Raw genomic sequence first — 10,669 nt, 5'->3', positions numbered from 1 at the left:
CTACGATGCACAACGGACCGACCAACCCCTGGTCGGAATCCAATAACCCGAGCCTCCGACAGAGTCAGGGCGTTTCAAAGCATGTATGCTGCGCTTGCCAATAGGCGGCGGCACAATGTCCCGCGTTCATCCGATCGAAGTAGGCACCGTCATTCGCGCGGGCCTCGGCTGCGCCCATATGGCCGTACAGCTCCTGGTACATACCGCAGCGGAAGGGGATCGATGTTCGCGGCACTAACCGATGAAGAGTCCATGCTGGTCGACACGGTGCGGGCGTTCATCGACCGTGAGGTCAAGCCGACCGTGCGCGAGGTGGAGCACGCCAACGAATATCCGGAGCCCTGGATCGAGCAGATGAAGCGCATCGGAATCTACGGGCTGGCGATCCCGGAGGAGTATGGCGGGTCGCCGGTGTCGATGCCGTGCTACGTGGAAGTTACCCAGGAACTTGCGCGCGGGTGGATGAGCCTCGCCGGGGCGATGGGCGGCCACACCGTAGTCGCGAAACTGCTGGCGCTGTTCGGCACAGAGGAGCAGAAGCAGAAGTATCTGCCAGTGATGGCGACGGGCCAGATGCGCGCGACGATGGCGCTGACCGAGCCGGGGGGCGGCTCGGATCTGCAGAATATGACAACCACCGCCCTTCGCGACGGTGATGAGTTAGTGGTCAACGGATCCAAGACCTGGATCAGCAATGCCCGCCGGTCCGGGCTGATCGCGCTGCTCTGCAAGACCGACCCGAACGCGACGCCGCGGCACAAGGGCATCTCCGTCGTCCTGATTGAGCACGGCCCGGGCGTGATCGTGTCACGCGATCTGCCCAAACTCGGCTATAAAGGCGTTGAAGCCTGCGAACTGACGTTCAACCACTGCCGCGTGGCGGCGTCGGCCGTCTTGGGCGGCGAGCCGGGTCGGGGCTTTTCGCAGATGATGAAAGGCCTAGAGACCGGCCGCATTCAGGTGGCGGCGCGCGCGCTCGGAGTCGCAACGGCGGCGCTCGAGGACGCGCTCGCCTATGCACAGCAACGGGAGAGCTTCGGCCAACCGATCTGGAGGCACCAGGCTGTCGGCAACTACCTGGCCGACATGGCGACCAAGCTCACCGCCGCTCGCCAGCTAACCCGGTATGCCGCCGAGCGGTACGACAGCGGCGAACGCGCCGACATGGAGGCCGGCATGGCAAAGCTGTTCGCGTCCGAGGTTGCGATGGAGATCGCGCTGAACGCGGTGCGCGTCCACGGCGGCTATGGCTATTCGACGGAGTTTGATGTCGAGCGCTACTTTCGCGATGCCCCGCTGATGATCGTCGGCGAGGGCACCAACGAAATCCAGCGCAACGTGATCGCCAGCCAGCTCGTCGCGCGCGGCCGCTGTTGACGAAACGGAACCCGCCGGGTTAGCACGACTACGGACGCAGCCGACTCCATCGCGAGTGCCCCACGCCAGTTGGGGTCGACGGCGCGCTGCGCGAACTCGATGAAGCGATCACCGGAGCCGTAAGCATCGGCTGACCGTCTGACACCCGCCGACGCAGGGGTTTGTAGTGGGCTGAAAGGTCCTGCCCGGCTTTTGAGTCCCGTGTCTCACACTGGCGCCGCTGGGGCGCACACAGAGCCGATCGGCTGGCGCTATAGGGGTCATTTCATGGGGCCAAGATGGGGCCAACGCATTAGACGAGCTGATCCAACACGTCCGAATGCCGGTCGCGCGTCTGGTCTGACCAGCTGAAACACATTGGTGTAGGCCAGAACTCCGCCTGAAAAGCGGAAGGTCGGCGGTTCGATCCCGCCCCTGGCCACCAGTCTTGAGCTGCACGGACACGGTGACAGCACTCTATGGACGATTCGGTGTGTCCGGTTCTTGTCCGCTCGTCTGGTTCGCGGCGGAGCTATGGAGCCGGTCAAGGTTTGTGGCTACGCGGTCGAGTTCATCTGAATAGAGGTCGCTGTAGATGTTACTTCGCCAAACGGTGGCTTCCTCAGGTCCAACAACTGGCGCCGACACGTCCGCTGGTCTCATGCTCTGCAGACAACACATCTGGCGCCCTTGACGATTCACGACCTACGCCACACGTACGCCAGCCCGGGCTTCCGGGCTTCCGGGCAGACGGTTGGCATCCACCCATCAGCCGAAGCACCACAGCTCTCCCACCCGTGACGGCGTTATGTGCGGTGGCGGAAGGTCAGCTGCAGCACCGCGGGTCGAGCACCACGCACAGGGCGGCCATCGCGTCGTGGTGGGGACGGTGATAGACGTTCATGCCGCGGCGTTCCGACTCGACGAGGCCCGCGTTACGCAGTTGGCCAAGGTGGTGGCTGACGGTTGATTCGGTTAGTTCGACAACGGCGGCCAGGTCACTGGTGTTCTCCTCGCCCGCAGGCGAGCTGAACAGCAAGGACATGATCTTGACCCGCGCGGGATCTGCCAACGCCTTCAGGCGCAAGGCCACTCGCAGGGCATCGTCATCGCTCATCGGGCCGGCCGCCAGCGGCGCACAGCAGGCCGGCGCGGTGATGTCGACCAGGGGCAACGCCTTCGGCATGACTCAATCTTGCCATAGGGGTTTGACATATATCAAAAGGGTGGCATCCTGAGCGTGTTGCACCAATTCGATATATGTCTTACACATAGGGAAGGTCGGTCCATGTCCCGCGTACAACTGGCCCTCAATGTCGACAACCTTGACGAGGCGATTTCGTTCTACTCCAAGCTGTTCAATACCGAACCGGCGAAGCGCAAGCCTGGGTACGCCAACTTCGCGGTGGCTGAGCCGCCGCTGAAGCTGGTGCTGCTGGAGAACCCCGGGAAGGGCGGCACGCTCAACCACCTCGGGGTGGAGGTCCCAACCAGTGAGAAGGTGCATGAGGAGATCGCCCGGTTGCAGGGCGAGGGCTTGTTCACCGACGAGGAGATCGGAACGACCTGTTGCTTCGCCACTCAAGACAAGGTCTGGGTCACCGGCCCGGGCGGGGAGCAGTGGGAGGTCTACACGGTGTTGGCCGACTCTGAAACATTCGGATCAAGCCCCCAACACGGCGACCGTGAAACCGACGGCGCTGCGTGCTGTGGCGGATCGCCGGCTGATGGCGAAAAGGCAACGGCGGTCACGTGTTGTTGACTGTGACCGCAGCGGCGCGGACGGCAGTGCTGCCGTCCCGCCCGCCGCTGCCGCGCATTGGTGTGGTCCATGCGTTACAGGCGTAACGGCTATTTTATGCCGGTCAATATTGATGTATGCAAAGTCATTTGCGCCGTCGATCGCAGGGCGGGGATGTGCCTTCGCCCGCCGGTGCGTGAGCCGCTCTCGGCGGTCGCGGCCATTGAGTTGGCGCGAGGTTGAAGGCGCTACTGAGTGAATCGAACTGTGCTGAAACAACTCTCGCAGCTGCTTGGAACTGGCACCACAGTCCTGGGAGCTGACCATCAAGATCTCCGTGGGCCCAACGAAGAAACGGGATTGAGCAAATGGATGAGGGTGCGGTTGACTCCGACGGGTTGAGGTACCCGCCCCGTCAACGCGGAGTGCTCAATCTCATCGAAGCAGGTCTTGATGTTTCCCTCGACGACCCACTCGTAATACCTGGACCACGTTGCGAGATAACGCATCTCGGCCACTGGATCAATGAGCTCGCTGCTGCGATACTCAAGCTCACACGCCGGCTGGAACGGGCTCGAACCGCCGAGCCAGCCCGCGCAAAAACGAGGTGGGGCTAGTAGGTCTGGATGATTCGTACGCGGGACGCTTTCGAACATGGTTTGGTCGGATGATTGCCGTGAGCACCAATTTAGGTGGTCATTGAAACCTCGGTTTGCTCACGCCTCGGCCAGGAACCGGGTCAGATAGAACGGTTCAACGGGGCCGATTTCGACCCCGGCTCCTACCGGGCCGGAGGCTTCCTGAAACCGGCTATCGAGATGGGAGTTTTCATGATCCCAGACGGATTCCCAGACGCCGTGCATAAGATAGGCGCGCAACTCGCCATCAGGGGCTGCGTTGCGCAGTATCTCGGTCGATAACGCCTTACGATAAAGTCGATTATTCTTGCTGCCGGGTTGGCCGATGCCACTTGGATCATCATTTGGCTGATAGGTCTCTTGCGCCACCTCGAGAAGTGGGAGAACGAGCTTTTCCCATTCGAGGTGTCCGGAATCTGCGACCATGACATGGTTCACGACCGTCACGGTGTCGTACTCGTGGGCTTCGACGGGATGACGCAGGAAGTCCGTCATTTCCATGGTGGTCGTATAAATGCCCGCGCGGTTGCCGGCGGCGATGGTTTGGAACACACTGCGATAGACGCTCATGGGCTGGGGAGATTTGGCGACCCCGGTCGAAGTTTGCTTAACGGCGTGAAGAAATGGCATCACAGCTCGGTCGAAGTCCTCGTCGATCTTGGATGCCCGGAGTTGCGTGTAATCGGCAAAGCGAATGAACAGGGAATAAAAATATGGTTGCGAATGGCTCCTGACGCCGTCGAGATAAGCTTCGGCAAGGACGCCCTTATAGGCCTCTGGGTAGTTTTTCACCATGGTCGAGTCGCCGCTCATCTGCTTGAGCATGAGGCTCAGAAAGCCCGGCGATTGGCGCCATGTCGAAGCCCGCTCCCTCAGCGCCCCCGTGGTGGCGTCATGTTCCGGGCCGGCAACGCGAAACTCAAAATACAGCGTCACAGGCCCCTCAGGCGCGGCCGGGGTCTTAGGTGCCATTTGTGTCATATCCCTACGTTAACCAGCCTTCCAACGCCCTGCCGATGGCCGCGGTTACGCCCGTCGCAAGGTGGCGAAACCGGGCCGCTTCCCCATCGGCTGGCGTGCGTTGGCGCAAAGTCCCGACTGGCCACACTGCCGCGCTCGCCCGCAGTCGTCCCTCGAACCGATTGCTCGGCGGCGTAGGACAGTAGCCTCGTCATCCTCGGGTTCCCCGTGCAGCGTGAGCGGTCACCCGACTTCTCGACGGCGTGCCGTCACGGAACTTCGCGAGGGTCGCGGGACAGGCAGGATTTCGGTCGGCTGGAGAACCTTCCTGCTTTGGGCCCGGCCGGGTCGCTCCCGCACGCTCGAGCGATGCGAAGTGCCATGGGGGACAGCAACCGTACCGACCGCGAGGTGTGTGGCTAGGTACCGGCACGGGCCGCGGCTGATCATTGAGGATTACATTGACGTCGATGTCGCTGCTGGTCACCGGGCCATGACGCCTCGGGCCGTCCCGAGCGCTTCCAGCGCGGGGATACCGACCGGTTCGGTCGCAAGCAACGGCACCACCGCAACCCGGTCGCCGTGCTGACCCTTCACCTTGTCGATCTCCGGCAGTTCCGCGAAGGCACGCTGCCGCAGCAGTGGTGCGGTCGGGTTTGCGGCCGCAAGCGAGTCGTTGATCACCCAGGCCCAGGGGTGGATGCCGGCGCGTTCGAGTTCGTCCTGCAATCCGGCGGCCTCGAGGACCGGGGTGGTTTCGGCGAGGGTGACGATGATGACTTTGGTTTGGTCCGGGTTCTGCAAACGCATCAGCGGAGTCGTGAAGCGTCGGTTGCCCAGTTGCCGTGCGACCTCGCGATGGTAGGAGCCGGTGGCATCGAGTAGGAGCAGCGTGTGCCCGGTTGGGGCCGTGTCCACGACGACGAACTTGTGCAGCGATTCACCGATGACGCGCGAGAACGCCTGGAACACAGCGACTTCCTCGGTGCATGGCGAGCGAAGATCCTCTGCGAGGGTCGCCCGGCCGTGCTCATCGAGCGCGGCGCCTTTGGTGGTGAGCACATGTTCGCGGTAGATGCGGGTCGCCTCGACCGGGTCGATGGCCGACACCTGCAGGTTCGGCAGTGTTCCGTGGAGGGTGTCGATGAGGTGCCCGGCGGGGTCGGTCGTGGTCAGGTGCACTTGTTGACCACGCCGGGCAAGGGCGACAGCGATCGCGGCGGCGATCGTCGTTTTGCCGACCCCGCCCTTGCCCATGCACATGATCAATCCGTGGTCCCCAGTGGCGAGTTCGTCGATCAGATTCGCCAGCGGGGTGTCAATCACGTCGGCGGCCATTCCTTGTTGCTCATCCGGTCCGCCCGCATCCGAGATGAATAGCGACGCCAGGGCGTCCAGGCCGACGATGTTGCTGGGCTTGAGATCGACCAGGTCCAGCGGCAGGGTATCTAGTTCGTCGGGCAGCGACGCGATCGCCTGCTGTTCGCGCTGGTAGATCGCCGCAGCGAGCGGGTCAGTGCGCCCGGCAGATGCGGGCAGGACACCGTTGATCACGACGTACTGGTGGGTCAAGCCAATCGCAGCGAGTTCACGCTGCGTGCGGGCGATCTCAGCCAGCGTCGACCTCTGGGCACGGGCCACCAGCACTAGGCGGGTGCGCTGGGGATCGGCCAGCGCGGCGACCGCAGCGGCGTAGACGACGCGTTGTTTCTCCAGACCGGACAGCGGCCCCAGGCAGGATGCATCGCCCTTGCCCTCGTTGAGGAAGTCAGTCCACGAGCCCGGCAATTGCAGCAGGCGGATGGTGTGCCCGGTAGGGGCGGTGTCGAACAGCACATGGTCGAACTGGCCGATTTCGCCGTCGGAATCGGTTAGCAGTTCGGTGAATTCGTTGAAGGAGGCGATCTCGGTGGTGCACGAGCCGGAGAGTTGTTCGGTGATCGATGCCACCTCCGCGTCCGGCAATAGTCCACGCACCGGGCCGATGATGCGTTCGCGGTAAGCGTCGGCGGCCTGTTCCGGATCGATTTCCAGAGCCGACAGACCGTCGACCGCGGGGACCCCGGTGATGGTGTTGCCGATCGTCAGCCCAAAGACTTGTCCGACGTTGGACGCCGGGTCGGTGCTGACGAGCAGCACCTTCTTGCCGTGGCGGGCCAGCGCGATCGCGGTGGCACACGCGATGGAGGTCTTGCCCACCCCGCCCTTGCCGGTGAAGAACAGAAATCGTGGCGGAGCGTCCAGAAACTTCATGGGCATGGCCGGTTCTTTCAGCAGCAGTCGGTGGCGCCTGAGCTGTCGCTGCTGCAGCAACCGCCTCCGGCAGTGGTCGTCTCGGTGATATCGAGGCTGGTCGGTCCGGCTGGTCCGGAAGCATCGATGCCGGCCCAGGTAGCGAGCTGAGCGCGGTCGGGGTACCGCCCGGTCATCGCGGTGACTCCATCCACCAGAACCAGCGGCAGCCCGTCGGATCCGGCAACGTGCAGGAACGCTTTCACGGTGTCGGATTCGGCGAACGCACTGGGTTCGCTTGCCAGGTTGTAGCGGGAAACGTCACCACCGCGGCTGCGGACGTAATCCAGGTCGGCGGAGAACCTGACCAGTCGTTGGTCGACGTCTTCACCGCAGACGCCAGTGGCGCAACACAATGCGGGCTCGAACACCTGAACCTTGCTCATCGAACGATCTCCTTGGTTTGGGCCGGTTTTGGTTTGTGCCGGTGATGCGGTGCGCAGCTGCTCGGCGAGCACTCGCACTCGCGCCGTGATGTCGTCGCGGATCAGCCGCATGCGGTCGATCCCGTCAATGCCGCGTTCGGACGGCTCATCGGTGTCCCACGTTTCGAACCTGGTGCCCTGGACCGGCTCGACGTGGGCCTCGTTTCCCAGCGTCACGACGATGTCGACGTCGCCGACGAGCTCCGGGTCGAGCGGCTTCGGGTGCTCGCCGGTGATGTCGACACCAACCTCGAGCAGGCATTCCGCTGACAGGGCGTTGACGCCGGTACCGGGTTTCGTCCCCGCGGAGTACACATCGACGGTCGCGCCGGCGATCTTGCGCATCAAGCCGGCCGCCATCTGCGACTTCCCGGCGTTCTTGACACACACGAACAGCACCGAGGGCTTCCTCACGGATGGCTCCCCTGGGGAGGACTAGCGGGGACGAGTTCGCCGATCAGCGTTTCGACCCGGGCCTTGATATCGTCGCGGATCGGGCGGACCGCCTCGATGCCCTTGCCCGCGGGGTCGGGCAACGCCCAGTCCCGGTAGCTGACACCCGGGAACACCGGGCAGGCATCGCCGCAGCCCATGGTGATCACCACGTCGGATGACTCGACCGCGTCGGCGGTGAGGATCTTGGGGGACTGGTCTGAGATGTCGATGCCGACCTCGGCCATCGCCTCAACGGCGGCCGAATTGATCGTGTCGGCCGGGGCGCTACCGGCCGAGCGGACTTCGATCCTGTCGCCGGCGAGATGGGCCAGGAATCCCGCGGCCATCTGCGAACGGCCGGCGTTGTGAACGCAGACGAACAACACACTGGGGCGAGAAGCCATGGGGGTCAACCATTCCGGAATTGAAGCTGATCTGTGAGGACTCAGGATTTGGTGATGGATGTGGCCGATTCCGCGGGCGACGAGTCAGGTTGCGTCGGTTGAACGAATCGCTTACGTAGGGCAAGGGAGACATAGACGAGAGCGACAAGCACCGGCACCTCGATCAGCGGGCCCACCACCCCGGCCAGTGCTTGTCCCGACGCAGCGCCATAGGTGGCGATCGCGACCGCGATCGCCAGCTCAAAGTTGTTGCCGGCGGCGGTGAATGCCAGCGTGGTGGTGCGTTCATAGCCCAAGCCGAGGACAGCGCCGAGGACATAGCCTCCACCCCACATGATGGCGAAGTACGCCAGCAACGGAAGCGCAATCCGCGCGACATCCAAAGGCCGGGAAATGATCTGATCGCCTTGGAGCGCGAACAGGATCACAATGGTGAACAGCAGCCCATAGAGAGCCCACGGCCCGATCTTGGGCAGGAACCGCGACGCGTACCACTGCCGGCCCTTGGCCCTTTCACCCCAGCGGCGGGTGAGGAAGCCCGCCAGCAGCGGGATGCCCAGAAAGATCAGCACCGATTTGGCGATCTGCCACACCGAGGTATTGATGGTGGTCTGCTCCAAGCCCAGCCAGCCCGGCAGCACCGAGAGGTAGAACCAGCCCAGCACGGCGAACATCACCACCTGAAACAGTGAGTTCAGCGCCACCAGGACTGCGGCGGCTTCGCGGTCGCCGCAGGCCAAGTCGTTCCAGATGATGACCATCGCGATGCACCGCGCGAGTCCCACAATGATCAGACCGGTGCGATATGCGGGCAGGTCGGGTAGCAGCAGCCAGGCCAGCGCGAACATCAGTGCCGGCCCTATGACCCAGTTCAAGACCAGGGACGCCGCCATGAGCTTGCGGTCGCCGGTGACGGTGTCGAGGCGGTCGTAACGCACCTTGGCAAGCACCGGGTACATCATCACCAGCAGACCGATGGCGATGGGCAGCGAGATCCCGTCGACCTCGACGGCGCTCAGCGCGTCACCGAGGCCGGGAATCACCCGGCCCAGCAGCAGCCCCGCGACCATGGCGAGGCCGATCCACAGCGGGAGCATCCGGTCCAGCGCTGAAAGCTTCTTGACCACAGCGGGGTGCTCGGTGTGGGCGGTGGCGCTCATCGGGTGACCTCCTCGGTGCAGGCATCTGACGGGGTGGCGGGGCCGCCCTCGATCTGCAGGATGGCTGAAAGTTGCTGCAGGGCCGCGGGAATCACCCGGTAGTAGACCCAGGTGCCGCGGCGCTGGCTGCCCAGCAGCCCTGCCGAGCGCAGCACCTTGAGGTGATGGGAAATGGTGGGCTGAGACAAGTCGATGGTCGCGGAGATGTCGCACACGCAGGCCTCCCCGCCGGAATGGCTGGCGATCAGACTCACCAAACGCAGTCGCACCGGGTCACCCAGTGCCTTGAACATCGGCACCAGCGTCGCGGCCGAAGCCTCGCTCAGGGGTGCACGGGCTAGGGGTGAGCACTGCGGTGCACTCACAACGACCGCTTGATTTGACATCCTTCTATATTGACAGAGTCCGAATCAATTGCCAATCGGTGGGCACGAAATGTGACGCAAGCACCTACCGCGTCCGGTTGTCACTGACCCGTTATGGCGACGAGGACGCGCGAGGCGTCGCGGATAGGGGCGCGGACGTCGTTGAGGAACGGCTCGACGGCCTCTTGGGTTTCAGAGGCGACCTCGAAGGTCATGTAGGACGGCGCTTTGGCGCGGGCGCCCTTGACGGTGGGGACCTCGAGACGCAGTTTGACGATGTCGTAGGGGCGGTCGCCGGGGAGCTCTTCGAGGCGGACGAGGAACTGCTTGTCACCGAACTCGCCGGCCACTTCGACGCGAGCGCGGGTGGTGACGAGTTCGATGGCGGCCTGCGCGTCGGCGCGCGCTTTGGCGATGTCTTCGCGTTCGTGCTTGCGCGCCGCCTGTTTTCTTGACGGTGCGGAAGATCTGCCGTTGACGTTCGAGCTTCCATACCGCGTCCATCGGCGGGAACGTAATCGCGCCGGTCGGGCAGACGTTACCGCAGGTGGAGCACCGACCGCGCAGTTCATAGGGTCGACGGCGACGGCGATGGCATCCTCGATCTCGAAGACGGCTCGCCCGCAGGTCACATAGCAGAGCTGGCAGCCGATGCAGGCTTCGGCATCGATTGTGCGGAGCCAGGGGATGTCCTCGCGGAGCTTCCCGGAAGGGGGCGCCCACCTGCAGAACCCGCTGCCTGTGGAGCTGCTCGAGCCCAAAGACATCAGCGCCGCGATCGCCTATCTGGTCTCCGAGGGGGAGGCCGCGTTCCGGGTGAAACGCCCTGACTCTGTCGGAGGCTCGGGTTATTGGATTCCGACCAGGGGTTGGTCGGTCCGTTGTGCATCGTA

The 10,669-nt window shown here is 63.7% G+C and carries 8 protein-coding genes and 4 pseudogenes; 4 read left to right on the top strand and 8 right to left on the bottom strand.

Annotated elements, in window-relative coordinates; all coding sequences use genetic code 11:
* Nucleotides 1-222: 222 nt before the first annotated feature.
* The gene (locus AWC03_RS21890; protein WP_085242802.1) at nucleotides 223-1,377 is read left to right on the top strand and encodes an acyl-CoA dehydrogenase family protein; all 1,155 of its coding nucleotides are present in this window, start codon (nucleotides 223-225) and stop codon (nucleotides 1,375-1,377) included.
* Nucleotides 1,378-1,833: 456 nt separating this feature from the next.
* Here the strand turns inward: AWC03_RS21890 and AWC03_RS27995 are convergent.
* Nucleotides 1,834-1,959 (bottom strand): annotated as a pseudogene (locus tag AWC03_RS27995) (site-specific integrase); the annotation flags it as partial.
* On the opposite strand from AWC03_RS27995, the pseudogene AWC03_RS27990 reads away from it, so the two are divergent.
* A pseudogene (locus tag AWC03_RS27990) lies at nucleotides 1,954-2,082 on the top strand (site-specific integrase); the annotation flags it as partial. The pseudogenes AWC03_RS27995 and AWC03_RS27990 sit on opposite strands and share 6 nt — an antisense overlap.
* 100 nt (nucleotides 2,083-2,182) lie before the next feature.
* On the opposite strand, the gene AWC03_RS21875 reads toward AWC03_RS27990, so the two are convergent.
* Complete coding sequence (locus tag AWC03_RS21875) at nucleotides 2,183-2,542, bottom strand: Rv2640c family ArsR-like transcriptional regulator (RefSeq protein WP_085242801.1); 360 nt, start codon at nucleotides 2,540-2,542, stop codon at nucleotides 2,183-2,185.
* A 102-nt stretch (nucleotides 2,543-2,644) separates the two neighbouring features.
* Between AWC03_RS21875 and AWC03_RS21870 the strand changes: the two genes are divergently transcribed.
* The gene (locus tag AWC03_RS21870; protein WP_085242800.1) at nucleotides 2,645-3,118 is read left to right on the top strand and encodes an ArsI/CadI family heavy metal resistance metalloenzyme; all 474 of its coding nucleotides are present in this window, start codon (nucleotides 2,645-2,647) and stop codon (nucleotides 3,116-3,118) included.
* Between the two features lie 695 nt (nucleotides 3,119-3,813).
* Here AWC03_RS21870 and AWC03_RS21865 read toward each other — a convergent pair.
* The 6 genes and pseudogenes from AWC03_RS21865 to AWC03_RS27115 all read right to left on the bottom strand — a co-directional run bounded on the left by AWC03_RS21865 (nucleotide 3,814) and on the right by AWC03_RS27115 (nucleotide 10,408).
* A complete protein-coding gene (locus tag AWC03_RS21865) occupies nucleotides 3,814-4,716 on the bottom strand; it encodes a hypothetical protein (protein ID WP_085242799.1) in 903 nt (300 codons plus the stop codon).
* 462 nt (nucleotides 4,717-5,178) lie between these two features.
* Entirely contained in the window at nucleotides 5,179-6,948 is a 1,770-nt protein-coding gene (gene arsA, locus AWC03_RS21860; protein ID WP_085242803.1) for an arsenical pump-driving ATPase, read from the bottom strand.
* A 17-nt stretch (nucleotides 6,949-6,965) separates the two neighbouring features.
* Nucleotides 6,966-7,826: an arsenite efflux transporter metallochaperone ArsD gene (gene arsD / locus AWC03_RS28385; protein ID WP_476738887.1), complete on the bottom strand. Its 861-nt coding sequence runs from the start codon at nucleotides 7,824-7,826 to the stop codon at nucleotides 6,966-6,968.
* A pseudogene (gene arsB / locus AWC03_RS21840) lies at nucleotides 7,823-9,411 on the bottom strand (ACR3 family arsenite efflux transporter). The gene arsD and the pseudogene arsB overlap by 4 nt, the downstream one beginning before the upstream one ends.
* A complete protein-coding gene (locus AWC03_RS21835) occupies nucleotides 9,408-9,797 on the bottom strand; it encodes an ArsR/SmtB family transcription factor (protein ID WP_085242796.1) in 390 nt (129 codons plus the stop codon). The pseudogene arsB and the gene AWC03_RS21835 overlap by 4 nt, the downstream one beginning before the upstream one ends.
* Before the next feature lie 80 nt (nucleotides 9,798-9,877).
* A complete protein-coding gene (locus AWC03_RS27115; protein WP_142278473.1) occupies nucleotides 9,878-10,408 on the bottom strand; it encodes a hypothetical protein in 531 nt (176 codons plus the stop codon).
* A 70-nt stretch (nucleotides 10,409-10,478) separates the two neighbouring features.
* On the opposite strand from AWC03_RS27115, the pseudogene AWC03_RS27985 reads away from it, so the two are divergent.
* Nucleotides 10,479-10,574, top strand: a pseudogene (locus AWC03_RS27985) (SDR family mycofactocin-dependent oxidoreductase); the annotation flags it as partial.
* Nucleotides 10,575-10,669 lie beyond the last annotated feature (95 nt).

Source organism: Mycobacterium europaeum, assembly GCF_002102155.1.
Taxonomy (GTDB): domain Bacteria; phylum Actinomycetota; class Actinomycetes; order Mycobacteriales; family Mycobacteriaceae; genus Mycobacterium; species Mycobacterium europaeum.
This window is presented reverse-complemented; position numbering and strand designations above follow the sequence as displayed.

What these genes read in the sequence shown, in the direction of transcription:
- AWC03_RS21890 (WP_085242802.1), top strand. Translation starts at nt 223, where the DNA reads ATGTTCGCGGCACTAACCGATGAAGAGTCCATGCTGGTCGACACGGTG.
- AWC03_RS21875 (WP_085242801.1), bottom strand. Translation starts at nt 2,542, where the DNA reads ATGCCGAAGGCGTTGCCCCTGGTCGACATCACCGCGCCGGCCTGCTGT.
- AWC03_RS21870 (WP_085242800.1), top strand. Translation starts at nt 2,645, where the DNA reads ATGTCCCGCGTACAACTGGCCCTCAATGTCGACAACCTTGACGAGGCG.
- AWC03_RS21865 (WP_085242799.1), bottom strand. Translation starts at nt 4,716, where the DNA reads ATGACACAAATGGCACCTAAGACCCCGGCCGCGCCTGAGGGGCCTGTG.
- arsA (WP_085242803.1), bottom strand. Translation starts at nt 6,948, where the DNA reads ATGAAGTTTCTGGACGCTCCGCCACGATTTCTGTTCTTCACCGGCAAG.
- AWC03_RS21835 (WP_085242796.1), bottom strand. Translation starts at nt 9,797, where the DNA reads ATGTCAAATCAAGCGGTCGTTGTGAGTGCACCGCAGTGCTCACCCCTA.